23 protein-coding genes and 1 tRNA gene are annotated in these 23,942 nt (G+C 59.7%); 12 read left to right on the top strand and 12 right to left on the bottom strand.

Annotated elements, in window-relative coordinates; genetic code table 11:
• The first annotated feature begins 140 nt into the window (after positions 1–140).
• Entirely contained in the window at positions 141–353 is a 213-nt protein-coding gene (locus tag I554_RS26505; RefSeq protein WP_244432791.1) for a hypothetical protein, read from the top strand.
• A 26-nt stretch (positions 354–379) separates the two neighbouring features.
• Positions 380–769 carry a recombinase family protein gene (locus tag I554_RS26500; RefSeq protein ID WP_244432790.1) on the top strand — a complete coding sequence of 130 codons (390 nt, stop codon included), beginning with the start codon at positions 380–382 and terminating at the stop codon, positions 767–769.
• A gap of 460 nt (positions 770–1,229) precedes the next feature.
• Here the strand turns inward: I554_RS26500 and I554_RS0119285 are convergent.
• A tRNA-Gln gene (locus tag I554_RS0119285) sits at positions 1,230–1,303 on the bottom strand.
• Between the two features lie 433 nt (positions 1,304–1,736).
• On the opposite strand from I554_RS0119285, the gene I554_RS0119280 reads away from it, so the two are divergent.
• From I554_RS0119280 to I554_RS0119270, 3 genes are all read left to right on the top strand, one after another.
• Positions 1,737–3,497, top strand: a complete 1,761-nt coding sequence (locus I554_RS0119280) for an ATP-binding protein (RefSeq protein WP_024574542.1) — start codon at positions 1,737–1,739, stop codon at positions 3,495–3,497.
• A gap of 105 nt (positions 3,498–3,602) precedes the next feature.
• Positions 3,603–4,184 carry a peroxidase-related enzyme gene (locus tag I554_RS0119275; RefSeq protein WP_024574541.1) on the top strand — a complete coding sequence of 194 codons (582 nt, stop codon included), beginning with the start codon at positions 3,603–3,605 and terminating at the stop codon, positions 4,182–4,184.
• A gap of 26 nt (positions 4,185–4,210) precedes the next feature.
• Positions 4,211–4,675: an MgtC/SapB family protein gene (locus I554_RS0119270; protein ID WP_024574540.1), complete on the top strand. Its 465-nt coding sequence runs from the start codon at positions 4,211–4,213 to the stop codon at positions 4,673–4,675.
• A gap of 25 nt (positions 4,676–4,700) precedes the next feature.
• Here the strand turns inward: I554_RS0119270 and I554_RS0119265 are convergent, their stop codons facing one another.
• The gene (locus I554_RS0119265) at positions 4,701–5,324 is read right to left on the bottom strand and encodes a ParB-like protein (protein ID WP_024574539.1); all 624 of its coding nucleotides are present in this window, start codon (positions 5,322–5,324) and stop codon (positions 4,701–4,703) included.
• A 234-nt stretch (positions 5,325–5,558) separates the two neighbouring features.
• Here I554_RS0119265 and I554_RS0119260 point away from each other — a divergent pair, with 234 nt between their 5' ends.
• From I554_RS0119260 to I554_RS0119230, 7 genes are all read left to right on the top strand, one after another.
• Complete coding sequence (locus I554_RS0119260; protein ID WP_024574538.1) at positions 5,559–5,873, top strand: hypothetical protein; 315 nt, start codon at positions 5,559–5,561, stop codon at positions 5,871–5,873.
• 161 nt (positions 5,874–6,034) lie between these two features.
• Positions 6,035–6,316: an acyl carrier protein gene (locus I554_RS0119255; protein WP_002711294.1), complete on the top strand. Its 282-nt coding sequence runs from the start codon at positions 6,035–6,037 to the stop codon at positions 6,314–6,316.
• 10 nt (positions 6,317–6,326) lie between these two features.
• Positions 6,327–6,800 carry a 3-hydroxyacyl-ACP dehydratase FabZ family protein gene (locus tag I554_RS0119250; RefSeq protein ID WP_024574537.1) on the top strand — a complete coding sequence of 158 codons (474 nt, stop codon included), beginning with the start codon at positions 6,327–6,329 and terminating at the stop codon, positions 6,798–6,800.
• Complete coding sequence (locus I554_RS0119245) at positions 6,793–7,992, top strand: beta-ketoacyl-ACP synthase (protein ID WP_024574536.1); 1,200 nt, start codon at positions 6,793–6,795, stop codon at positions 7,990–7,992. The genes I554_RS0119250 and I554_RS0119245 overlap by 8 nt, the downstream gene beginning before the upstream one ends.
• A gap of 13 nt (positions 7,993–8,005) precedes the next feature.
• Entirely contained in the window at positions 8,006–9,289 is a 1,284-nt protein-coding gene (locus I554_RS0119240) for a beta-ketoacyl-ACP synthase (RefSeq protein ID WP_024574535.1), read from the top strand.
• A 100-nt stretch (positions 9,290–9,389) separates the two neighbouring features.
• Positions 9,390–10,412, top strand: a complete 1,023-nt coding sequence (locus I554_RS0119235; protein WP_024574534.1) for a zinc-binding dehydrogenase — start codon at positions 9,390–9,392, stop codon at positions 10,410–10,412.
• Entirely contained in the window at positions 10,412–11,344 is a 933-nt protein-coding gene (locus I554_RS0119230; RefSeq protein WP_024574533.1) for a lipid A biosynthesis lauroyl acyltransferase, read from the top strand. The genes I554_RS0119235 and I554_RS0119230 overlap by 1 nt, the downstream gene beginning before the upstream one ends.
• Here I554_RS0119230 and I554_RS0119225 read toward each other — a convergent pair whose 3' ends face one another.
• The 10 genes from I554_RS0119225 to I554_RS0119175 form a co-directional block, all read right to left on the bottom strand.
• Entirely contained in the window at positions 11,345–12,418 is a 1,074-nt protein-coding gene (locus tag I554_RS0119225; RefSeq protein ID WP_244432798.1) for a polyamine ABC transporter substrate-binding protein, read from the bottom strand.
• Positions 12,419–12,467: 49 nt separating this feature from the next.
• Positions 12,468–13,628, bottom strand: coding sequence for an aminotransferase (locus I554_RS0119220; protein WP_034462147.1), 1,161 nt, complete (start codon positions 13,626–13,628; stop codon positions 12,468–12,470).
• A complete protein-coding gene (locus I554_RS0119215) occupies positions 13,625–13,978 on the bottom strand; it encodes a rhodanese-like domain-containing protein (RefSeq protein WP_051358656.1) in 354 nt (117 codons plus the stop codon). Before I554_RS0119215 ends, I554_RS0119220 begins: the two co-directional genes overlap by 4 nt.
• A 92-nt stretch (positions 13,979–14,070) precedes the next feature.
• Positions 14,071–15,993 carry a potassium transporter Kup gene (locus I554_RS0119210; RefSeq protein WP_029659631.1) on the bottom strand — a complete coding sequence of 641 codons (1,923 nt, stop codon included), beginning with the start codon at positions 15,991–15,993 and terminating at the stop codon, positions 14,071–14,073.
• A 148-nt stretch (positions 15,994–16,141) separates the two neighbouring features.
• Positions 16,142–18,043 (bottom strand): potassium transporter Kup, encoded by a 1,902-nt coding sequence (locus I554_RS0119205; protein WP_024574528.1) that lies wholly within the window; start codon positions 18,041–18,043, stop codon positions 16,142–16,144.
• A gap of 152 nt (positions 18,044–18,195) precedes the next feature.
• On the bottom strand, positions 18,196–19,026 hold the full coding sequence (locus I554_RS0119195) for a flagellar motor protein MotB (protein ID WP_029659630.1): 831 nt from the start codon (positions 19,024–19,026) through the stop codon (positions 18,196–18,198).
• A gap of 31 nt (positions 19,027–19,057) precedes the next feature.
• Positions 19,058–19,831 carry a MotA/TolQ/ExbB proton channel family protein gene (locus tag I554_RS0119190; protein WP_024574525.1) on the bottom strand — a complete coding sequence of 258 codons (774 nt, stop codon included), beginning with the start codon at positions 19,829–19,831 and terminating at the stop codon, positions 19,058–19,060.
• Positions 19,832–20,079: 248 nt separating this feature from the next.
• The gene (pssA, locus tag I554_RS0119185) at positions 20,080–20,958 is read right to left on the bottom strand and encodes a CDP-diacylglycerol--serine O-phosphatidyltransferase (RefSeq protein WP_024574524.1); all 879 of its coding nucleotides are present in this window, start codon (positions 20,956–20,958) and stop codon (positions 20,080–20,082) included.
• 79 nt (positions 20,959–21,037) lie between these two features.
• Positions 21,038–21,793: a phosphatidylserine decarboxylase gene (locus I554_RS0119180; RefSeq protein ID WP_275450906.1), complete on the bottom strand. Its 756-nt coding sequence runs from the start codon at positions 21,791–21,793 to the stop codon at positions 21,038–21,040.
• Complete coding sequence (locus tag I554_RS0119175) at positions 21,771–23,738, bottom strand: ABC transporter ATP-binding protein/permease (protein ID WP_024574522.1); 1,968 nt, start codon at positions 23,736–23,738, stop codon at positions 21,771–21,773. The genes I554_RS0119180 and I554_RS0119175 overlap by 23 nt, the downstream gene beginning before the upstream one ends.
• Positions 23,739–23,942: the final 204 nt, after the last annotated feature.

The raw sequence follows: 23,942 nt of genomic DNA, 5'->3' as shown, positions 1-23,942 counted from the left end.
GTAGTGCATGCGTCGGAAATTAATTGCTTCTTGCCGTTGCGCTGCATACAAATTCCGCACAGCTGCGATGGCGCATCGTCAAGCAAAACAGCTCGTCAACCGACGCTATAATTCCAATTTGCCTGAAAGAAACCCAGCGCATGAGTCCTGATCTCCACCCGCATTCCAGCGAGGCTGATACCTTTCATCTTTGGGTGTTCTCCGATGCGCATGTCGCGACCGATCGCGCCGTTTCGGCAGCGATCCGCAACGGAATGGGCTTCATTCCGCCTGCGGGTTACCCTGAGAGCCTGGCTGCAGCGCTGCGGCAATCCGAAGAAGGTGGCGAACTTGGCGGACCATCGTTCCGCTGAACTCGGCAGTTTCGGCTTGCTGGTGCTTGAACCTCGATGCAAAGGGCATCCGGTCAAGAACAAAAAAAGCAAAAAAGTCAGACGCTCGCGTGACATCGCCCTTTACCTACGGTCCCCTGGCCTACCTATTGAACAACCGACTTTATATTGGCGAGGTTCCTCACAAAGACAAATGGCATCCGGGAGAACATCCGCGGATCATTGCAAAAGCTACGTTTGATGCCGTTCAGACGAAACTGGCCGCCAACTCAGTGTCGCGAAAAAATCGACGATCAGAGAGCGGCGCGCTGCTGATGGGCAAACTGTTCGACGACCGCGATAACCGTATGGGTCCGAGCTACTCCACCAAGAAAGGTGTGCGATACCCAACTGAATTCAAAACTGCTGACACCTGCTTACGAGAAAAGTGGCCGTAAGAGCAGTCTTTGGTCTTCGTACAAACCGTACCGCGGTCCTAGGCTTCAGAGAATTTCGCGTCTCAAGGCATTTTTGTAGGGCAATCGCCAGTCCACTGACAATTGAAGGTAAGAGTGAGTCTGCAAATAAGGGGGATTTCTCACTCTTTGGAGGCGTCTAATAGATTTTGCGAAAATTGGGTGGCGGAGGGAATGGGATTCGAACTGCGAGGACGGCGCCCGACTGGTCTGGCCATGGCGCGCTCTACACTGCCCGGTCACAGCGCAGTGGATTATTCTCCGGTCTCCAAACGACGTCTCTAGAAAACGGGAATTATTCAATGGTTAAGCGGAGACTGTGGGGAATTTTCGCTCGAAAATTTCGAATCTTGCCCGCGCAGAGACCCTGCGACGTCGAAAAAGCCCGCTGTTGGCCGGCCTATCAACCGCATAAGGAGGACGTTCTGATTATCGGACTGGCTGGCTGGGGAACTAGGATTCGAACCTAGACAAACAGAGTCAGAGTCTGTTGTGCTACCGTTACACCATTCCCCAATCGATTGCGGACCTTGATCTGACACACGGTGTGGCACCGGCGGATCGCTGTCCAAATCAGCAAATCGATATCGCGCGCTGGATATAAAGCGGTGCTGCGCCGCGGTCTACCCCTGCCTTGCCCTATCCCCTGATCGCGACGCTCGGAAGATGACCGCCGGTCCCTGGCCGGGTGCCGGGTGCCATCCATTAATCCAAGGTAAACAAAGGCTTAATCGCATTCGAGAGACAACTGAACGGCTCGGTCTGTCAGGACGAAAATACCCCTTGAACTACGGGACCTTACCCCATCACGGGATTTCAGCGGTTGCAGCGTCTGCCGACAACCACCTTTGGGAATCGGAAGAGTTCTTCCGGACCGTTTAACATTCCTGCAACAAGCCTTTGTACAATCGGGAGAAATTCGGCCCATTCAGACAGGCTACACCTCTCTATGTTGACTTCTCCGCAGCCAGCCTCGCTCGGGCGCATCATTTCGGTACGCGGCTCGCAGGCACGCGTCGGCCTTATGGCGACGAGCCAGATCAATGATGCCAACGTCCGCGCCACTGTCGGCCAGTTTTTCGGTATCCGGACCGCTACCACTATCATCGTTGCGATGATCACCGAGGTCAGCCGCGAAAACCTGCCGGCAACCGACAATTACATCGCAATTGCCTCAGTCGATCTTTTGGGGGAAATCGGGACTGGCCCTTCCGGTCGCTTCCAGCGGGGCGTCACCAGCTACCCGACAATCGGCGACATGGTGGACGTCCTGACCAACCAGCAACTGCGGACTGTATACGCGCCGTCAAAGGCCGAACAGATCAACATCGGCACGCTGCAACAGGATCCATCCGTTATCGCCTATGTCGATGTCGAGGACATGCTGAGCAAGCACTTTGCGGTTCTGGGCTCCACCGGCGTCGGTAAATCCAGCGGTGTCTCGTTGCTGCTGAATGAGATCCTGCGCGTACGGCCGAATCTGCGCGTGTTCCTGCTCGACGTGCATAACGAATACGGCCGATGCTTCGGCGACAAGGCGCTCGTTCTCAATCCCCGGAATCTCAAGCTGCCGTTCTGGCTTTTCAATTTCGAGGAATTCGTCGACGTCATTTTCGGCGGGCGCCCCGGCGTTCCAGAAGAACTCGAGGTTCTCATCGAACTTATTCCAGTGGCAAAGGCGACCTACACGCAATACCAAAACACGGATCGACTTGGCCTGAAACGCGTCGACGCCAAGACCGTCGGATACACGGCCGATACGCCGGTACCATATCGTTTGGTCGATCTGATTTCGCTGATCGACGAGCGCATGGGCAAACTGGAAAACCGCTCCTCCCGTATCGTCTATCACAAGCTGATTACGCGTATCGAAACCGTCAAGAACGATCCGCGTTACGCCTTCATGTTCGAGAATGCCAACGTCGGCGGCGATACGATGGCCGAGGTTATCAGCCTCCTGTTTCGCATGCCGGCGAATGGCCGGCCAATGACGGTCATGCAGCTCGCTGGCTTCCCGGCGGAAGTCGTGGACTCCGTCGTGTCCGTGCTGTGCCGGATGGCGTTCGATTTCGGATTGTGGAGCGATGGCGCGTCACCGATGCTGTTCGTCTGCGAGGAAGCACATCGCTATGCATCCGCGGATCGCGGCGTAGGTTTCGGACCGACACGCAAGGCCGTGTCGCGCATCGCCAAGGAAGGCCGCAAATACGGCGTCTATCTTGCGCTGGTCACGCAGCGCCCCGCCGAACTCGACGCAACGATCATCTCCCAGTGCAACACGCTGTTTGCGATGCGGCTTGCAAACGAGCGTGACCAGATGCTGTTGCGCTCCGCAGTTTCCGATGCCGCCGCAAACCTTCTGTCGTTCGTGCCCTCGCTCGGAACGCGCGAAGTGCTGGCGTTCGGCGAAGGCGTTGCTCTCCCGACCCGGCTGCGCTTCAAGGAGGTTCCGGCGCATCAATTGCCGCGCAGCGAAGCGACCATTGCGACCACGCCTTCGGCGCTCAGTGGCCACGACATCACCTTTGTCGGCTCGGTGCTGGAGCGATGGCGCGGCGCGACATCCCATCGCGAAACGCCGAACGATCCAATATTCGACCGGGGCATCGCGGAGCGTCCCGTTCCCCGCGTGCCGGAAGCGCCGATGCTGCAACCCTCGCTCGGACTCGATCCCGATCGCTTCTCGTTACTGAAAAAGCCCTTGCGCTGATCGCAGCCCTCCGCGGGACAGCCGTGCACAGCCTCAGCTTTGCGCGAGGGTTGTCCTCGACTATGGTTGTCCCGTGACGCTCCCACTTTCTGCATCGGACCTGACATGACCATGCCTGCCATCAGCCGCTTTCCCGTTCCTGCCCTGAATTCGCTGCCCGACGACATCCGCACGCGCATTCTCGGCGTGCAGGAGAAGTCGGGCTTTGTGCCGAATGTGTTTCTCGCGCTGGCCTATCGTCCGGACGAATTCCGGGCCTTTTTCGCCTACAACGATGCGGTGATGGAAAAGGACGGCGGCCTGAGCAAGGCCGAGCGCGAAATGATTGTGGTTGCGACCAGCGCCGCCAATCAGTGCCATTACTGTGTCGTCTCGCACGGCGCCGTGCTGCGCATTCGTGCGAAGAATCCATTGATCGCGGATCAGATCGCCAACAACTACCGCAAAGCCGACATCACGCCCCGGCAGCGCGCCATGCTCGATTTCGCGGTCAAGGTTTGCCTGGAATCGCAAAAAACATCGGCGCAGGACTTCGAGGTATTGCGGGGCCACGGTTTCAGCGACGACGATATCTGGGACATTGCGGCGATTGCAGCGTTCTTTGCCCTGTCGAACCGGATGGCCAGCGTTACAGAGATGCGGCCCAACGACGAATTCTATATGATGGGCCGCGTGCCGAAGGCCTGATCAGCCTGTTCAGAAAGGCGACTGCGTTGCTTGACTGGTGGGACATCATTTTGCGGCTCGGGGTCGCGACGGTCGCCTCCGGCGTCATTGGCCTGAACCGGGATCTGCATGGAAAGCCGATTGGCCTGCGCACGCTGAGCTTGGTGGGTCTCGCCACTGCAACCGTCGTCCTGCTTGCCAATCCGGTGGCTCTGGAAGCAGGCCGGCTATCCGATGCAACCAGCCGCGTCATCCAGGGACTACTCACCGGCATCGGCTTTCTCGGCGCAGGGGTCATCGTTCACAGCGAGCAGGCAAAGGTAAGAGGCCTGACCAGCGCAGCCTGCGTGTGGTTCACGGCCTGTATTGGAATCGTGTGCGGTCTCGGACAATGGCGGCTGGTGACAATCGCCCTCGCAATTGCGCTTATCGTCCTCGCCTTTGGCGGCCCCTTCGAGCGCGCGCTCCATCGTGCTCTTCGCGGCAGCCCTGACGAACCGCCGCCGAACTAACAACACGATTTCATTGAGCGCCGGCCTAGTCGTCGCTCGCCGGCCCGCACCAGCCCGGCAGATAGATCGCGTCCTTGCTCTTGCCCAGCGACAGCGCTTGCTCGATTGCCTTTGCAAAATCATTGTCGACCGTCTTGCGCGACATTCTCCGGCGCAGGAAGTCCGCCCACAGGAACTCGCTGAATGGCGTTGTATCCTTTGCGAAGCCACCGGCCCGGCGCAATTCACCTGCAAGACTCCGGAATGGATCATTCTTCAACCCAGTCACATCTTTCGGCAAATCCCTGTAGTTACGGCGCTCGCCTTTCGCGTCATAGGGATAAACCCACCGGTGATTGTCGAGCACGATCCAGAACGCTTTCGGATCGACCATCGTCAGGTCAGCGACCACCGAGACGAGGACTTCTTTTTCACCTTCCTCATGAAGCGCGCGTGCCAGGTGGTGATGGTCGATCACATAGTTTCGCTTATCGGGCCCGACTACGACCGGGATCATGTGGCGCCCCAGAAGCTCGGCCTTCTTCTTCGATTTGTGAGCGCGCCATCGCTTGCGCTTCTCGCCGACCTCCCGCATGCCGACAGTCATCTGGGTCGGCCGCAGGGACAGAATTGAAACGGGCACAAGGATCGGTTCGCGTTTGTTGGCCATTGGACGGCACTCCGGTGGAGGTTCCCAGACCTTAGCCATCCCCGCGCAAAGAAGCGCGGCCCGATAACATCACTTTCGAGGCATTATTTTACAGGCCACGACCGTGCTTCGGGCCGATACTCGGCTGGATCGATTCCAGCCTATTCTTTTCGGCATCACAGGAATACCTTACTTCGCCGAAGATATAGTTGTGCGACCGACTTAGGATACCTTTGCTGATTTGGACTGTCTTTCATGACTGACGGCGATCATCGCGTGCTGAAATTCCGCCCGCGCACACGGGCACGGTCCCCGACGGCAAATCCGGCCGGCAAACTCGCGCCCGACCTGTCCCGCTACGAACGGGCGAACGAAAGTCCCGACGACTATCGTCATCGCATGATCGCCAATGCCGCTGCCATTGCCTTTACGGCAGCGTTGACGGGGGTCGGCGTCTGGCTCGCCATGACCCTTGCCGATCTCCGGAACACGCAGGACTGCGTCCTGATGGGCCGACGGGATTGCGCGCACATTTCAGCACAGAAAACCGATCCGATTCGCCACAACTAGGGTCGGAAACGGGTCATTTCGCTGTCACGTTGCGCCATTGAACTCGGATCATGGCTCCGATATACGGGGTTCAACCCGTCCAAAGGGGCTTGTGGCACGGTTTCGAGCCCAGCGCCCCATGCCAGAAATGGCATTTACCTCAAAAATCTCAAAGGTTTAGCATGTCGTCTACATTCGATCAGGTCGCCACGATCATTGCGGAAACGTGCGACATTCCTCGCGACACGATCACCCCGGAAAGCCACGCGATCGACGATCTGGGCATCGACAGCCTCGACTTTCTCGATATCGCCTTCGCCATCGACAAGGCCTTCGGCATCAAGCTGCCGCTGGAGAAGTGGACGCAGGAGGTCAACGACGGCAAGGCCACGACCGAGCAGTACTTTGTCCTGAAGAACCTCAGCGCGCGCATCGACGAACTGGTCGCCGCCAAGGGTGCCTGACGCCCCTGCCATGCAGATCGAATACTTCCAGATGGTTGACCGCATCACCGATCTCGACGTCGGTAAGCGGACGATTACGGTCGAGTCGCAGGTCCCCGAAACCAGTACCGTCTTCGAGGGGCACTTCCCCGGCTATCCGCTGATGCCGGGCGTGCTGCTGACCGAGACGATGGCGCAGACGTCCGGGTGGCTCCTGATCGCGCTCCTGAAGTTCGAGCGCATGCCATTCCTTGCCAGCGTCAAGGAAGCCAAGATGCGCGACTTCGTGAAGCCTGGCGAGCTGCTAACGATCAACGCGAGCCTCGTTCATGACGGCTCGGGTTTCGCTGTCACCGACGCCAACGTCCGTATCGGTGGCAAGTTGAAATGCAACGCGACACTAACCTTCCGCCATACGCCATTCCCACACCCGGACTTGCGCGTGCATATGGAAGCGATGGCGAAGCGTATCGGCTTTCCTCAACAGGCAATCGCTCATGACTGAGATCCCTTCATCAAAAGGCGGACCGCGCGAAGCCTGGATCACGGGCATCGGCCTCGCCACATCGCTCGGCGAAGGGCTGGATGCGCATTGGGACGCGCTTAACGCCAAGACGATCAACGTCGACGAGACAACCTTCGCGCCCTACATCGTCCATCCGATGACCAAACTGAGCTTCGACGGGCAGATCCCCAAGAAGGGTGACCAGCGCCAGATGGAAGCGTGGCAGCGCATCGGTACGTATGCAGCAGGTCTCGCGCTCGACTCCGCCGGCGTGAAGGGCAATAGCGAGATCCTCTCGCGCATGGACATGATCGTTGCCGCAGGTGGTGGCGAACGCGACCTCGCGGTGGATTCCTCGATCGTCAACGCCAACATCCAGGGCAACGCCGACCCGGCCCTGCTCAACGAACGGCTGATGAACGATCTGCGCCCCACCCTATTCCTGGCGCAACTCTCGAACCTCCTCGCCGGCAACATAGCCATCGTTCACGGCGTCACCGGATCATCCCGGACCTTCATGGGCGAGGAAGCCGCAGGCGTTGATGCGGCACGTATCGCACTGGCGCGCATCCTCGACGGACAAAGCGACATTGCCCTTGTCGGCGCTGCCCAGAACAGCGAGCGCAAGGAAATGCTGATGCTCTACGAGTTCGGCGATTTCAACCTGAAGAACAAGTTTTTGCCTGTCTGGGAGCGCGACAATGGCTTCGCACTCGGGGCGGGCGGCGTGTTCCTCGTCATCGAGTCGAAGGAACACGCCCAGGCGCGCGGCGCAAAGCCTTATGCAAAGCTGACCAAGGTCGTTTCCGACCATGCACGGCGAAAGAACCCTGGTGCCGTGACGGCAGTCCTCGAGGGACTGTGGTCAAAGATCGGAGCGATCGGCGAAAACAGCGCGATTATCACAGGCGCAACCGGCGCGGCGCCCGTGACCGCGGAAGAGCGTGCATTTCTCGACAAGCACCGCAACATCCCTGCGCGCGGCACCGCCACTTCTTTCGGCCATGTCGTAGAGGCTCAGTTCCCGCTCGGTCTGGCGCTCGCGGCGCTGTCGATCTCGCGCGGTGCGCTGTTTCCGCCGAACGATAAAACCGGCGTCGAGATTGAAATGACCAAGGCCCCATCCCAGATTGTGGTGATCGGGGCCGGTCACTGGCGCGGCGAAGGCATGGCGCTGGTTGAGGCCGTCTAAGCGGGGAAAAACCATGACGACGACGACTCGCGACAAGTTCGGACGACCCATCGTAGTCGTCACCGGCATGGGTGTTGTCACATCCCTCGGCGCAGGCAAGGCCGACAACTGGGCCAAATTGACCGCGGGTGAATCCGGCATCCGGACCATTACCCGTTTCCCGACCAACGGCCTCAAGACGACAATAGCCGGCACCGTCGACTTCATCCCGGTCGAACCCTTTTCGTCGACAACGCTCTCCGAGCGGCTGGCCGATGTGGCTGTCGAGGAAGCCGTTGCGCAGTCCAGCATCGGCAGCAAGGGTGACTTCCCCGGCCCGCTTTTTTTGGCGGTCGCCCCTATCGAACTCGAATGGGAACCCCGCAACGACATCGCCCGCGCGACGGGGATGAGCGCGGGTATCGATTACGACGCGCTGCTCAAGGCCAGTGGTAACGGCCGTTTCACCGGCTTGCACCGCCGCTTTCTGTTCGGCTCCGTCGCCGATCATCTGATCGAGACTTTCGGCACCAAGGGATCTCCGATTTCGCTGTCGACGGCATGTGCCTCCGGCGCGACCGCGATCCAGCTCGGTGTCGAAGCGATCCGCCGCGGCGAAACCGATGCGGCGCTGTGCGTCGCAACCGACGGGTCAGTTAACGCCGAGGCGCTTATTCGCTTCTCACTTCTGTCCGCACTGTCCACCAACAACGAACCGCCACATGCGGCGGCACGCCCGTTCTCGAAGAATCGGGACGGCTTTGTCATGGCGGAAGGCGCCGGTGCGCTGGTGTTGGAAAGCCTTGAAGCCGCCACTGCACGCGGCGCGAAGATTCTCGGCATCGTCGCTGGATGCGGTGAGCTCGCCGACTCATTCCATCGCACGCGTTCGAGCCCTGACGGCAAACCGATCGTGGGCTGCGTGAAGAATGCACTGTCCGATGCCGGAATGGGTATCGAGCAGATCGACTACATCAATGCCCACGGCACCAGCACTCCGGAGAACGACAAGATGGAATATCTTGGCATCTCCACGGTGTTCGGCGATCGCGCACAGCAGATTCCGGTCTCGTCCAACAAATCGATGATCGGACATACGCTTTCGGCTGCGGGCGCGGTGGAAGCCGTGTTCTCGCTGCTCACGCTGGAAAACCAGCGCATTCCGCCGACCATCAACTACGACGTGCCCGATCCGGCAATCCCGTTCGATGTGGTTCCGAACAAGGCGCGCGATGCGCGCGTGACAGCAGTGATGTCGAACTCATTCGGCTTTGGCGGTCAGAACGCGTCCCTGATCCTGGCCCGCGAGCCCGTCTAAAGGCTCCCGGTCCGGGGTGTTCGGCGGTTGACGGCTTCCCCCGAACCAGCGATACCCACGCCTAAATCTGCAAGCAAAAACAGCCCTTCAGGACGCATTAATGCGCGCGCTCACCCTCGTTGCCGACCGCCAACTCGTGGTCGCGGATGCACCACCGCCGCCGCCGCCCGGCGCGGGCGAAGTGCAAATCCGCGTCAAGGCTGTCGCCCTCAACCACATCGACGTGTGGGGCTATCGCGGCATGGCATTCGCCAAACGCAGGCTGCCGCTTGTGGTCGGCGCGGAAGCCTCCGGCGAGATTGCAGCCATCGGCGACGGCGTAACCCGCTTCAAGCCGGGACAGAAAGTCGTGATGTACGGCGCGCTGACCTGCGGCACCTGCCCCGCATGTCGGGCCGGCCGTGACAATCTCTGCGAGAACGTCGCCGGCATCATGGGATTTCATGTCGACGGCTTTGCGCGCGAGCTGATGAACCTCAGCGAGCGGTTGGTCATTCCCGTTCCGGATGGCGTCTCGGACCGCGACGCCGCCTGCGCTCCGATCGCCTACTCGACCGTGCAACACATGCTGTTCGACAACGCCAAGCTGCTGCCAGGCGAGACAGTGCTGGTACACGCCGGCGGCTCGGGCATCGGCACCGTCGCAATCATGATGGCAAAAGCCATCGGCTGCACCGTCATCACTACGGTCGGCGACGACTCCAAGATTGAAGGCGTGAAAGTGCTCGGCGCGGACCATGTCATTAACTACCGCAAGGACCGCTTCGAAGGCGAGACGCGGAAGATCACCAGGAAAAAAGGTGTCGACGTGGTGTTCGAGCATGTCGGCGCAGATACCTTCAACGGCTCGCTGCTGGTCCTGAAGCGCGGCGGGCGGCTGGTCACCTGCGGCTCGACCTCCGGCCCGACGACCACGATCAACCTGATGCAGTTGTTCCAGCAGCAGTACCGCATCTTCGGATCGTTCGGCGCGACCATCAAGAACATCGCCGAGAGCCTCGACAAAATGGCCGCCGGCATGAAGCCCGTCATCGACACCGAAGTGCCGATCAACGATGTTGAGACGGCGTTGAAGCGAATGGAAAGCCGGCAGGTATTCGGCAAGATCATCGTCACACTGTGATGCGCCGCCTGTTCCTCCGCACCAGGGCTATTCTGCGCGACGCGCTCAAGCCTGTGACAGGGGCCATCGTCGGCGCGATTGCGGTCGGGCTTTTGCGCGCGACCCGCTATTTCGATCCCGACAAGACCGCGAATTTCTTCGGCTCGGTCACGCGGACAATCGGTCCCTGGCTGCGAGAGCACAAGATCGGCCGCGCCAACCTGACAGCGGCCTTCCCTGAAAAATCACCGGCCGAGATCGATACGATCCTGATGGGCGTCTGGGAGAATCTCGGCCGCGTCGGCGCGGAGTTCGCGCATATCGACCACCTCTGGGATCTCAATCCAGAGAGCTGGGAGAGTGGACGCATCGAGCCTGCTCCGGGCAGCATAGAGAAATTTCTTGCGCTTCGCGACGACGGCAAGGGCGCGCTGATCTTCGCGTCCCACCTCGCCAATTGGGAATTGCCGGCCCTCGCCGCTCCGGCCTACGGTCTCGAATCCGCCGTACTGTTCCGCCGCCCGAACATCGCCGCTGTCGATCGCGCGATCCAGGACATTCGTGCCGTCAACATGGGCACGATGGTCGCCACCACCCATGACGCACCGCTGCGGCTAGCGCAGGCCCTGCAGAACGGCATCCACGTCGGCATGCTGGTAGACCAGCACTTCGGCCGGGGCGTCGATGTCACATTCTTTGGACGAAAGACGAAAGCCAATCCATTGCTCGCGCGCCTTGCGCGGCAGATCGAAGTGCCGATCCACGGCGTGCGCATCATCCGTCTCCCAAACCATCGCTTTCGCATCGAGGTGTCAGACGAGGTGACGCCGGTACGCGATGCCGAAGGCAAGATCGACGTTCAAGCCACCACGCAGGCCATCAACAGCGTGATCGAGGGATGGGTCCGCGAACATCCCGAACAATGGCTCTGGCTCCACCGCCGGTGGCGGTGATTAGCGACCCGTCTTCACCCGCGTCCATAGCCGGTTGATGATGCGCTGGGTCGCCGGATCGCGCGCCGTGATCACAAACAAGCGGCTCAAAGTCGCTTCGTCCGGATAAACCGTCTTGTCATTCATGACCTTCGGATCGATCAGCTTCTGGCTGGCAAGATTGCCGTTGGCATAAGACAGGAAATCCGAGTTCTTGGCAGCGACATCCGGCCTGTAAAGGTAGTTGATCAACTCGTGGGCCTCGGCGACATTCTTCGCGTCCGCAGGGATCGCAAAATTATCGAAGAACATCTGCGCCCCCTCCTTCGGAATAGCATATCCGATTTCGACGCCGTTCTTGGCTTCCGCCGCGCGGCTCTGCGCCTGCTTGATATCGCCCGACCAGCCGACAACGAAACAGATTTCGCCGGTGGCCAGTGCGTTCAGATACTCTGATGAGTGAAACTTGCGCACATAAGGCCGCACCTTGCTGACAAGATCGGCAGCCTTTTCAAGATCAGCCTGCTTGGTCGAATTCGGATCGAGGCCCAGATAGTTCAGCGCGGCCGGTAGGATATCATCCGCGGAATCCAGCATGTGGATGCCGCAATCCTTGAACTTTGCAAGGTTCTCGGGAACGAAAACAGCCGACCATGAATCGATCTTGGCGTCAGCGCCGAGAATGTCCTGCACCTTCTTGACGTTGTAGCCGATGCCGGTGGTGCCCCACATGTAATTGGCGGCAAATGCGTTGCCGGGATCATAAATCGCAAGGCGTTTGGTTACTTCTGGCCATGCATTGGCAAGGTTAGGCAGTTTCGTCTTGTCGAGCTTCTGGAAAATGTTGGCCGCGATCTGACGCTGCAGGAAATACGCCGTCGGCACGACCACGTCGTAACCCGACTTGCCCGCCAGGAGCCGCGTCTCGACGGTCTCGTTGGCATCGAACGTGTCGTAGGTGACCTTGATCCCGGTTTCCTTGGTGAACTGTTCTAGGACACCGGGCGCCATATAGTTCGACCAGTTGTAGAAATTCACAGTGCGCTGCTGCGCCTGCGCGAGTGGCGTCCAAGCCAAAAGACCACCTGCAACGATTGCAGCAAGGGTCAGCCCCCTTTTCCCACCAGCAATCACCGTATTCTCCTCAACCGTGAAGAACGTGCGTCAACCGCTCAAGCGCCGTGTCGAGCGTTTCATCTTTCTTCGAGAAGCAGAATCTCACGACCGACGTGACATGGTTCTCTTCGTAGAAGGCCGACACGGGAATGGCCGCGACCTTATGCTCATGCACGATGCGCTTGCAGAACGCCACGTCGCTTTCATTCAATCCAAGCGGCGCAAGATCGACATTCAGAAAATAGGTCCCCTGCGATTGCAGCACCGGGAATCCAAGGCTGGCGAGACCTTTGCTCAAACGATCGCGGCTGCGCGCCAGACCCGCCCGCATTTGCAGGAAATAATCATCCGGCTTGCCGAGGCCGTAGGCGACTGCAACCTGGAGGCTGGGCGCCGTCGTGAAGGTGATGAACTGATGCGCCTTCGCAAGCACACGCAGGATATGCGGCGCGGCGCAGACGAAACCGATCTTCCAGCCGGTCAGGCCAAAAATCTTCCCGGCCGATCCGATCTTCACCGTGCGATCACGCATACCCGGAATTGAGATCAGCGGAATGTGTTCGCGGCCGTCGAACACCACATGTTCCCAGACCTCATCGCAAATGGCGATCAGGTTGTGCTCCTGACAAATCCGCCCGAGCATCTCGAGGTCCTCGCGCGGATAGACCACGGCAGCCGGATTCAGCGGATTGTTGAGAATGACGTAACGCGTCTTTGGAGTAATGGCAGCGCGGATCGCCTCTTCCGGTAACCGCCAGTGTGGCGGCTCCAGACGCAGAAATTTGGGAATGCCACCCGCGAGCCGGATGATCGGCACATAGGAATCGTACATCGGCTGGAACAGCAGCACTTCATCGCCCGGCTGCACGAGGCCGAGGATCGATCCTGTCAGCGCCTCGGTGGCGCCCGACGTCACCATCACCTCGCTCATGGGATCGAGTTGCAAGCCGTGCCAGTGCGAATAATGGGTGGCGATGGCCTGGCGCAGTTCCGGGATCCCCATCATCGAGGGGTACTGGTTATAGCCGTTCAGGACGGCGTCGGCGGCCTTCTCCCTGACATCGAGCGGACCGGGATCTTCTGGGAAGCCTTGGCCGAGATTTATCGCGTTGAGGTCGCGTGCAGCCTGCGACATGACGTCAAAAATGGTGTTTGGCAGGTCCGCAAAAATCCGGTTCACGAGGATCAGCCGCCTGTTTTGGACGGCAGTCCGGCAGCCTTCCACGCCAGCATGCCCCCCGCGAGATGCGAGTCGTACGGCTTGCCGCCCGCTTGAGCGGCCAATGATGCCGTTACCGAACGCTTGCCCGACCGGCAGGCAAAAACCACCGTCTTGCCCTGAGGATCGGGAATTTCGGCCGGATCGAACGTCGAGAGCGGCAGGACCACCGCGTCCGGATAGGCCTCGGCCGCGACCTCATTCGGCTCACGCACATCGATCAGGAGATAGCGCCCCTGTGCAATTCCGGCGGCCACCTCTTCCGCCGTCAAATCGTGAACTTTCTCAGCCTGTGACACATCGACCTCCACGAGGGTCATCCAAAAGATCGGCCCCCAAGATTAAGCGCGAACGGCGCACAACCTCTCTTTTTGTGACAAGAAAATCAAGCTTGGCGGGCCGCCGGTTATCCCTAAATCGTGACCTGCGTGCCGACTTCGACCACACGACCGGTCGGGATCTGAAAGTAGTCCGTGGCATCGTTCGCCGAACGGCTCATGCCGATGAACAGATGATCCTGCCAGCGCGGCATTCCAGACTGCGCAGCGGGCTTCAACGCGCGGCGCGACAGGAAGAACGATGTCGACATGATGTCGAACTGCCAGCCGAGCTTACGGGCAATGGCGAGCGCTTTCGGAACGTTCGGCGATTCCATAAAACCGAACCTAAGCGTGACCTTGGAGAACATCTCCCCGACATCCTCTAGCCGTACCCGCTCTGCGATATCCACGCGCGGTGTCGACGCGATCTCGATGGTGAGAATGACATTCTTCTGATGCAGCACCTTGTAGTGTTTCAGACTGTGCATCAATGCGGTCGGAGCATAATCCGGATTGCTTGTCAGAAAGACAGCCGTGCCGGGCACGCGCTGCGGCGGCTTCTTCTCCAGCATCGTAATCAGATCGGTGAGAGGAATTTCCTGCCGATGCGACTTTTCATAGAGCAGCCTGCTCCCGCGCCGCCACGTGTACATTAAAAGCATGACCGCGCCGCCAAGCGCCAGCGGCACCCAGCCGCCTTCGAAAACCTTGAGCAGGTTTGCCGTCAGGAATGTCAGGTCGATCGCTAGAAACGGCAAGATCAAAGCGGCCGCAGCGAACGGTGACCACCTCCACACTTTCCAGATGACGACGAAACCCATCATCGCCGTGACCACCATCGTGCCAGTGACCGAGATGCCGTAGGCCGACGCCAGCGAACTGGAAGAGCGAAACATCACGACCAGCATCAGAACGCCAACAAGCAGCAGCGTGTTGATACGCGGAATGTAAATCTGGCCTGAATGCGCTTCGGATGTGTGAGTGATCTCGAAACGTGGCATCAGACCGAGCTGAATGGCCTGCCGCGTCAAAGAATAAGCCCCCGTAATGACGGCCTGGCTCGCGATCACGGTCGCGACCGTGGCGAGCACAACCATCGGAACCAGCGCCCATTCAGGAAACATTAGAAAAAACGGATTCTCGATCGTGTGAGGATTGCCGATGACCAGTGCGCCCTGCCCGAGATAGTTCAGCGCCAGCGAGGGTAACACCAGAAACAGCCATGCCGTCTGGATGGGACGTTTGCCGAAATGACCAAGATCGGCATAGAGCGCTTCGGCGCCGGTCACGGCGAGGAAAACCGCACCGAGCGTGACCAGACCAATGATCCCGTGATTGAGCAGGAATGAAACCGCATATACGGGATTGAATGCGAGTAGCACGCTTGGCTGTTGTGCAATCAATGGAAGCGCCGCCATCGCCATAACGGCGAACCAGATACACATGATAGGGCCGAAGAAAGCGGCGACGCGGGCCGTGCCGCGCGACTGGACAGCAAACAATGCGACGAGAATGACAATCGTGATAGGAACGACGTAGTGGTCGAGCGCGGACGTCACGAGCTTGATGCCTTCGACCGCAGACAACACCGACAGCGCCGGCGTGATGACCGCATCACCGTAGAAAAGCGCACCGCTGATGATGCCGAGCAGAACAACAACGCCGCCGCTGGTGCCCAGCGCGCGCTGCGCCAGCGCCATCAATGCAAGCGTTCCACCCTCGCCGTTGTTATCGGCGCGCAGCAGGATCACCACGTATTTGAGCGTGACCACGACAATAAGGGCCCATAGAATCAGCGACAATACGCCGAGCACGGCTTGCGTGCTGGCCGTCGCGGCCGTCGCGCCGGCTGCTGTCACAGCTTCCCGGAACGCGTACAGCGGGCTGGTGCCGATATCGCCGTAGACAACGCCGATACTCCCAAGCATCAGTCCCTTGAAGGACGCGGTGGAATGCGTCTCACCATGTCCGTTTGCCGCCGGCGTGTCCGCCGCGGCTGATGTCGTATCGGTCATCAGGAAAATTGCCTCGAAATTCACTGCACAATTGCAGCGCAGCAGGCCTATACCCCGCGCTTCGCGCACACGTTAAACTGTTTTCATGCCACAGGCATGTCCTAAACGCATATACCATCCAGGGCAGATCTGGATTTAACAAGACTAATCAGATAGTTACCTGAGTGCCAACTTCCACCACGCGCCCGGTCGGAATTTGGAAATAGTCGGTGGCATCGTTCGCGGACCGGCTCATGGCAATGAACAGATGGTCCTGCCACAGCGGCATACCGGATTGGGCGGAAGGCTTTAGCGAGCGTCGGGACACGAAAAACGACGTCGACATGATGTCGAACTGCCAGCCGAGCTTGCGCGCGATTGCCAGCGCCTTTGGCACGTTCGGTGACTCCATGAAGCCGAAGGTGAGCCGGACGGTCGAGAACTTGTCGCTGATCTTCTCCATCCGCACGCGGTCGGCCACGTCGACACGCGGTGTCTCGGCGGTGTGGATGGTCAATATGACGTTGTGTTCGTGGAGAACCTTGTTGTGCTTGAGGTTGTGCAGCAAGGCGGTCGGCACGTATGCGGGATCGCTGGTGAGGAAAATAGCGGTGCCCTTCACGATGTGCGGCGGCCGTTTTTCGAGACTCTTGATGAGATCGCCTAACGGCACTTCGGTGCGCCGGGTCTTGTTGATGAGGATCACGGTACCGCGGCGCCACGTCCAGACCAGACCAGCCATCAAAATCCCGAACAACACCGGCACCCAAGCGCCCTGAAGCAGCTTAAGGAGATTGGCGGTCAGGAAGGTCAGATCGACGATCACCAGAGGTACGATCAGCGCGGCCGCAGTCGCGGCCCGCCAGTTCCAGAGCTTCCAGATCACGACGAAACACATCAAGCCGTCGCAAACCATGGTGGTGGATACGGCGATGCCGTAAGCCGACGCCAGATTGCTTGACGTGCGGAACAGTCCGACGAGCAGCAACACGCCGATCAACAGCATCATATTGACCCGCGGCAGATAGATCTGCCCGGCGTGGGTTTCGGACGTATAGCGAACCTCAAACCGGGGAAGCAGTCCGAGCTGAATGGCCTGACGCACCAGTGAGAATGCGCCGGTGATTACTGCCTGACTGGCGATGACGGTCGCCGCTGTCGCAAGACAGATCAGGGGCACCAGCACGTTTTCCGGCACCATGCGATAGAATGGATTTTCGATGGCTTCCGGATGCGCCAGAACCAAAGCGCCCTGGCCGAAATAATTCAGCAGCAGGCAAGGTAGAACGAAATAAAACCAGGCGGCCTGAATTGGCTTGCGGCCGAAGTGGCCAAGGTCGGCGTATAACGCCTCACCGCCGGTCACGGCCAGAAACACCGCACCCAAAATCACCAGCCCGATCATGCCGTGCGTCAGCAAGAACTGGACGGCAAATATGGGGTTGATGGCGTGCACGATGCCCGGATCGTCACTGATGTGCATCAATCCCATCACGCCAAGGGTCAGGAACCAGATGATCATGACGGGACCGAAGGCGCTGGCGACCATGGCGGTTCCACGGCTTTGCAGAGCAAACAGACAGACGAGAATCACAATCGCCAGCGGGACGACATAGTGCTCCAGCGCCGGCGCGGCGATCTTCAGACCTTCGACCGCGGAAAGCACGGAAATGGCCGGCGTAATCATCGCGTCGCCAAGGAACATCGCGCCCCCGATCACGCCAAGCGCCAGGAGCACCCAACTGCGCCTGCCCAGCGCGCGCTGGCCGAGAGCCATAAGCGACAACGTTCCGCCTTCGCCGTTGTTGTCGGCGCGCAGCAGCAGCAGCACGTATTTGATGGTGACGACGACGATCAGCGACCAAAGGATTAGCGACAGAACGCCAAGCACGATCTCCCGCGAGACGGGGCCGCCATGGGTCGCATTGTGAACGGCTTCGCGAAAGGCATACAAAGGCGATGTGCCGATGTCCCCGAACACCACGCCGATGCTGCCAAGAGTAAGGGCCCAAAATCCGGTTGTTACCGGCACCTCTTGGGGCGTATCGGCGGATGTATCGCTGGCAGCCATGATCGAAGGAACGCCCTGACGGTGTCTTTTGATCCCGGCAAGCCCGGCGATCACTTTTGAGTGGCGCTTCTTATATCACTGCCATCCGAAGTCCACTGCGACGCATCCACAGGGAACCCGCGTTGTGGCAAAGGTATAATAATACGCCAAGATCAAGGCTTCAGATTAGGAGGCAACGGCGGGTCCTCCCGCATCAACGTAATGGTCACGCGCCGGTTTGCGGCCAGCGAGGGATCGTCTGGAAACAACGGCTGGGTATCGGCCTTGCCCGCGACAGAGAACACGTGGGAGGCCGGCAAGCCTTCCTGCTCCAGGATCTGGCGAACGACGTTGGCGCGGTCCGCGGACAGATCAAACCCGTCATATCCGGACCGCGTTGGCAGGAAGCCGGCCGAGGTGTGGCCAACAATGGCGACGCGCAGCGGAGTGGCCTTGAGCGGCGCCGCCAGCTTCTGAAGCAGGCGCCGGGTCCGTTCCAGCGGCTGTTTGGACCCATCGGCGAACATCGACCGGCCGTCCTGATCGACGATTTCTAGGTTGAGCCCCTGCTTGGTCTCCTCGAACATGATGTGTTTGGACAGCTCGGAAATCTCCGGCAGATCCTGCAACGCCTGGCGCAGCGAGGCGGAGGCGAGCGCGAATTCGCGGTCGGTCTTCATGCGCGCGCCGGCCGTCTTGTTCTTGTCTTCCTGATCCGGCGTCGGATTGTTGGAAGCCTCCTCCGGCGGAATGTGAGCAACGTTCCGCATCTTGGGACGTGTCGGCAAACCATCGGACTCGATGAGGCCCGAGAAGCGCGATGCGTTCTGGACGCCAAAGGCATCCCGCATCGAACCCGCAACGATTTTAAGCTTTTGCTGATCCTGGGTTGAGAACGCGACGAGCATCACGAAGAAGCTCATCAGGAGCGCCATGAGATCGGCGAAGGTCACGAACCAGCCGTGACCTCCCCCGTGTGCTGCACCCTTCTTTTTCTTGGCCATGGCCTATGCCGCCTTACGTCAGCGCGAAAGATCAAGCCGGGACCGGCTCGCCCTCTTCATGGCGATGCTTTTCAGGCAGATAGGCCAGCAGCATTTCGCGGACCAGCGTCGGCGACTTCGCGTCGCGGATCATCAGGATTCCGTCGATGATCAGGGTGCGATTGGTATCTTCGTCCGTCAGTTTGACATGCAGTTTGTCGGCGATCGGCAAACAGAACAGGTTCGCCACAAGCGCACCGTACAGCGTCGCGAGCAGCGCCACCGCCATGAAAGGACCCAGCTTCGACGGATCGGACATGTTCGAGAACATCTGCACCATGCCGATCAGGGTGCCGATCATGCCGAAGGCCGGCGCGCAGTCGCCGATGGCGCGATAGATTTTTTGTCCCTCGTCGAGATGCATCAGGAAATTGTCGCGGTCGCGCTCAAGGTTGTCGCGGATAAAATCCATGTCGTAGCCGTCGGCGACGTAGCGGATTCCCTTGGCAAGGAACGGATCATCGGTTTCAACTTTTTCAAGCCCCACGGGCCCCTGCTTCCGGGCGACTTCCGCAAGTTGCGCCAGTTCGTCGACCAGTTCGCGCGATGTCGTTTGCCGCATCGTGAACGCGTACTTCAGCCCCATCGGCATGCCATGAAGAATGGCTACAAAAGGAAAACGGATCAGCGTTGCGGCAAACGAGCCACCTCCAATGATGATGATGGCGTGAATGTCGTAGAAAATCCGGAAATCGCCGCCCATCAGGATCAGGGTGACGAGAACAGCAATACCAGCGAGCAGGCCTGCCCCGGTGGCGATATCCATTTCAAACTCCGACGCAACAACACGGCGCGGCCCGTTCTGAGCGCGCATTGGAACACTAGCGTCGGTGCAATTAAGTTCGGGTAAAGGTTATCGAATTGATGCTGGCTTGCGACAAGATTGCCGTGAACAAGGCAAAATCTGGCTCAAACAGCGAATATCGGAGCGATTATCCGCAGTCTGATGGATGCAATCGTGAAAAATCTCAGGAGTTCGTTAACCATAAGCGCGCCCGACCAGCAGGCTTACGCTCAATTCAGCCGTGGCGGCCGGTCATTCTCAACGGGATCGGCAACAACGTTGAAATCTGCCGTCCCAGGGCTCGAATAACTTGGTTCGCTTGCGGCGGCGGCTTCTTCGCGCGCGCGGCGCTCATGTGCGCGATAGGACGCCCACCCGAGAGGAAGACTGAGCAGATAGATCAGCGAGCCGCCGGTCAGAAGATGCCACGGATAACTGATCAAGACGGCGATGAACAACACCACCAGCACGACGACCGGCAGAACCATGTCGGGTGCGATCCTGCCGCCGATCATCTTGCCCGAGAACACCGGCAGCCGTGACACCATCAGGAACGCGATCGACAAGGTGAACACTGCCGTAATCGGGGCCGGCAGTTGAGGCGCGCCAATGAACACCAGATACATCGGCAACAACACGCAAAGTGCGCCCAGCGGCGCCGGAACGCCGGTAAAATAGTTTCCGGCAAAGGCTGGCTTGTTCGGATCGTCCATAGTGGCATTGAACCGCGCCAGCCGCAGACCACCACTGATTGCAAAGATCATCGCGGCGATCCAGCCGACGTTCTTCAGATCGTGCAACTGCCAGAAATACAGGATGAGCGCAGGCGCAACGCCGAAGTTGACAAAGTCCGCAAGGCTGTCGAGTTCCGCACCAAACCGCGACTGGCCCTTGATCATACGCGCCACGCGGCCGTCGATGCCATCGAGCACCGCCGCGAACACGATCGCGGCAAGCGCCAGTTCGTTGCGGCCTTCGATCGACAGCCGGATCGCAGTCAGACCCGCACAGATCGCCAGCAACGTTATGACGTTGGGTACAAGCATCCGGATCGGAATCTGGCGAAACCGGCGGCGGCGCAGATCAGGCGTTCTGGTATCGGAAGGCATGTCCATAAGCCCTTATATAGCAATCCCCTCAATGCTTCGCCATTGTGGCGAAACGGCAGGAGGATGATCGCGGGCTTGGTTAATCCACCCGGTAGCTGCGCCCCCCGTCGCCAAGCTTGAAGTCGGCCAGCACGGTTTCGCCCGCAATGGCCGTCTGGCCTTCCGACACCAGCGCCTTGGCGCCTTCCGGCAGGAAGACGTCAAGCCGCGAGCCGAAGCGGATGAGCCCAAAGCGCTCGCCTGCCCCGAGGACCTGCCCCTCCTTTACGAACGACACAATACGCCGGGCCACCAGCCCCGCGATCTGGATCACGCCGATCCGGCCAGCCGGCGTCGAGATGACCAGCGAGTTGCGCTCGTTGTCTTCGCTCGCCTTGTCGAGATCAGCATTGAGGAATTTTCCGGGACGGTAGGCGATGCGGTCGATACGGCCAGCAACCGGACTGCGGTTCACGTGGCAGTTGAACACGCTCATGAAGATCGAAATGCGCGGCAGCGGCTTGTCGCCGAGACCGAGTTCTGCCGGCGGCACAGACTGCACCACCATCGAGACCCGGCCATCGGCCGGCGAGACCACGATACCTTCACGTACCGGCGTCACCCTCACCGGATCGCGAAAGAACAGAGCGCACCAGACTGTCAATCCGGCCCCGATCCAGCCGAGCGGCGTCCAGATCCAGAACAGGATCAGGCTGGCGAAGGCAAAAGCTCCGATGAACGGGTAGCCCTCCGGATGGATCGGCGGAATCTGGTCGCGAATGGACTTAACGACGGACATGCGTTCAAGAACCTGCGTTGAATTGGACCTAAGACTATTCGGCGGCTTCCGGCGCAGCCAGCGGATCGTCGACCGGCGGCGGCGCGCGATTGGGCGCGATGTTCTCGTCGGCCATCATGGCCAGCTTTTCCCGCGCTTCCTGAGCCTCACGTTGCCTGTTCCACATGCTGGCGTAAAGGCCGTTTGCCGCCAGAAGCTGCGCGTGGGTGCCGCGCTCGGAAATGCGACCCTGATCCAGCACGATAATTTCGTCGGCACCGACGATGGTAGACAGCCGGTGCGCGATCACCAGCGACGTTCGGCCGCGTGCAACCTTCTCCAGCTGATCCTGGATTTCGCGCTCCGTATGGCTGTCGAGCGCCGATGTCGCCTCGTCGAGCACCAGAATTGGCGGCCCCTTCAGGATCGTGCGCGCAATCGCGACCCGCTGCTTCTCGCCGCCGGACAGTTTCAGTCCGCGCTCGCCGACCTCGGTCTCATAACCGTCCGGCGACATGCGGATGAAGCCGTCGATCTGCGCCATCGTCGCGGCGGCCTCGACCTCCGCGTCGGTTGCATCCCACCGGCCGTAGCGGATGTTGTAACGGATGGTGTCGTTGAACAGCACGGTGTCCTGCGGCACCATGCCGATCGAGGCACGCAAGGACGATTGCGTGACGTCACGAATGTTCTGACCATCGATGGTGATCTTGCCGCCGCTGACATCGTACAACCTGAACAGCAGGCGGGAGATGGTCGACTTGCCCGCACCCGACGGCCCAACGATCGCGACGGTCTTCCCCGCGGGCACCTCGAACGAAAGACCCTTCAGAATCGGCCGGTCCGGGTCATAGGCGAACTTCACATCCTCGAAACGAACCGTGCCTGCTGAAATCTGCAACGGCTCCGCGCCGCGAACATCCTTCACTTCCGGATTGCGCGACAGCACGCCGAACATCTTTTCGATGTCGATGATCGCCTGCTTGATTTCGCGATACACCATGCCCATGAAGTTCAGCGGCTGATAAAGCTGGATCATCATGGCGTTGATCATGACGAAATCGCCGACCGTATTGGTGCCGTTGCGGATTCCGACGGCGCACATCAGCATGGTTGCGGTGAGGCCGAACGTGAAGATCACAGCCTGGCCCGTGTTGAGCACAGCGAGGGATGTGTAGGTATGAACGCTGGCGCGCTCATAGCGCTCCATGGATTTGTCGTAGCGACGCGCTTCCCGCTCCTCGGCGCTGAAGTACTTCACCGTCTCGTAGTTGAGCAGCGAGTCGATGGCCTTGGTGTTGGCCTCGGTGTCGGAATCGTTCATCCGCCTGCGGATCTCGATCCGCCATTCAGTCGCGTAGTAGGTGTAAAGCATGTACACGACGACGGTGACGAACGTCACAAGCACGTAACGCCAGTCGAACTGCCAGAGCAGCACGCCCATCATCAGAGCCAATTCGACAATGGTCGGCGCAAGCTGAAGGATGACCATGCGCACCATGGTCTCGATGCCGGTACGTCCTCGCTCCAGCACACGGGTCAGACCACCGGTCTTGCGCTCCAGATGAAAGCGCAGCGACAACTCGTGCATATGAACGAATGTAAGAAACGCAAGCTTGCGCACCGCATGCATCGCCACCTTGGCAAAGAGGCCGTCGCGCCACTGCGTCAGCACCATCATGACAATGCGGATGGCGCCATAACTGAGCGTCATGATGAGCGGAGACGCGATCAACCACAGCGCCCAGTTCGACGATTGCACAGGCGCGGTGTCTGCGCCGGTCAGCGCATCGACGGCCCATTTGAACGTGAAGGGGACAAACAGCGTCGCGATCTTGGCGATGAGCAACAGCACCATCGACCAGACAACGCGCATCTTCAGATCGGCACGATCGCCCGGCCAGATATACGGCCACAGATGCGCCAGCGTTCCGAACAGCGTAGCTTTCTCGGCAGTTACATCAGGGGACGGCTGGGCGTCTTTCGGCGCCTCCGCGGGTCCGGCGGGATAGAGGTCGGCCATTTTAGCGTGGGTCGCCTTGGGGCTGCCTGACGCGGCCGAGGGCGGCGGATGCCGCCATGTCGCATGGTGGAGTCATAAGCGTTATATAGAGCGTTCCCGCCCTTTTCGCACCCTGCCCGGGGGTGGTTTTCCTTAAATATCGCGATTCAAGAAACAATCGACTGTGCGCCGCAAGATACGCGTCTTGACGATGTCGCAATGCGA

The sequence above is a fragment of the Afipia sp. OHSU_II-C1 genome (genome assembly GCF_000497575.1).
Lineage (GTDB): Bacteria > Pseudomonadota > Alphaproteobacteria > Rhizobiales > Xanthobacteraceae > Afipia.
Note: the sequence above shows the minus strand (reverse complement) of the source record. Positions and strands in the feature narration are given on the sequence as shown.

Excerpts from the sequence above, each read along its gene's own strand:
- I554_RS26505 (WP_244432791.1), top strand. The coding sequence starts at position 141 with ATGAGTCCTGATCTCCACCCGCATTCCAGCGAGGCTGATACCTTTCAT.
- I554_RS0119280 (WP_024574542.1), top strand. The coding sequence starts at position 1,737 with ATGTTGACTTCTCCGCAGCCAGCCTCGCTCGGGCGCATCATTTCGGTA.
- I554_RS0119275 (WP_024574541.1), top strand. The coding sequence starts at position 3,603 with ATGACCATGCCTGCCATCAGCCGCTTTCCCGTTCCTGCCCTGAATTCG.
- I554_RS0119265 (WP_024574539.1), bottom strand. The coding sequence starts at position 5,324 with ATGGCCAACAAACGCGAACCGATCCTTGTGCCCGTTTCAATTCTGTCC.
- I554_RS0119260 (WP_024574538.1), top strand. The coding sequence starts at position 5,559 with ATGACTGACGGCGATCATCGCGTGCTGAAATTCCGCCCGCGCACACGG.
- I554_RS0119255 (WP_002711294.1), top strand. The coding sequence starts at position 6,035 with ATGTCGTCTACATTCGATCAGGTCGCCACGATCATTGCGGAAACGTGC.
- I554_RS0119250 (WP_024574537.1), top strand. The coding sequence starts at position 6,327 with ATGCAGATCGAATACTTCCAGATGGTTGACCGCATCACCGATCTCGAC.
- I554_RS0119245 (WP_024574536.1), top strand. The coding sequence starts at position 6,793 with ATGACTGAGATCCCTTCATCAAAAGGCGGACCGCGCGAAGCCTGGATC.
- I554_RS0119240 (WP_024574535.1), top strand. The coding sequence starts at position 8,006 with ATGACGACGACGACTCGCGACAAGTTCGGACGACCCATCGTAGTCGTC.
- I554_RS0119235 (WP_024574534.1), top strand. The coding sequence starts at position 9,390 with ATGCGCGCGCTCACCCTCGTTGCCGACCGCCAACTCGTGGTCGCGGAT.
- I554_RS0119230 (WP_024574533.1), top strand. The coding sequence starts at position 10,412 with ATGCGCCGCCTGTTCCTCCGCACCAGGGCTATTCTGCGCGACGCGCTC.
- I554_RS0119215 (WP_051358656.1), bottom strand. The coding sequence starts at position 13,978 with ATGACCCTCGTGGAGGTCGATGTGTCACAGGCTGAGAAAGTTCACGAT.
- I554_RS0119210 (WP_029659631.1), bottom strand. The coding sequence starts at position 15,993 with ATGACCGATACGACATCAGCCGCGGCGGACACGCCGGCGGCAAACGGA.
- I554_RS0119205 (WP_024574528.1), bottom strand. The coding sequence starts at position 18,043 with ATGGCTGCCAGCGATACATCCGCCGATACGCCCCAAGAGGTGCCGGTA.
- I554_RS0119195 (WP_029659630.1), bottom strand. The coding sequence starts at position 19,026 with ATGGCCAAGAAAAAGAAGGGTGCAGCACACGGGGGAGGTCACGGCTGG.
- I554_RS0119190 (WP_024574525.1), bottom strand. The coding sequence starts at position 19,831 with ATGGATATCGCCACCGGGGCAGGCCTGCTCGCTGGTATTGCTGTTCTC.
- pssA (WP_024574524.1), bottom strand. The coding sequence starts at position 20,958 with ATGCCTTCCGATACCAGAACGCCTGATCTGCGCCGCCGCCGGTTTCGC.
- I554_RS0119175 (WP_024574522.1), bottom strand. The coding sequence starts at position 23,738 with ATGGCCGACCTCTATCCCGCCGGACCCGCGGAGGCGCCGAAAGACGCC.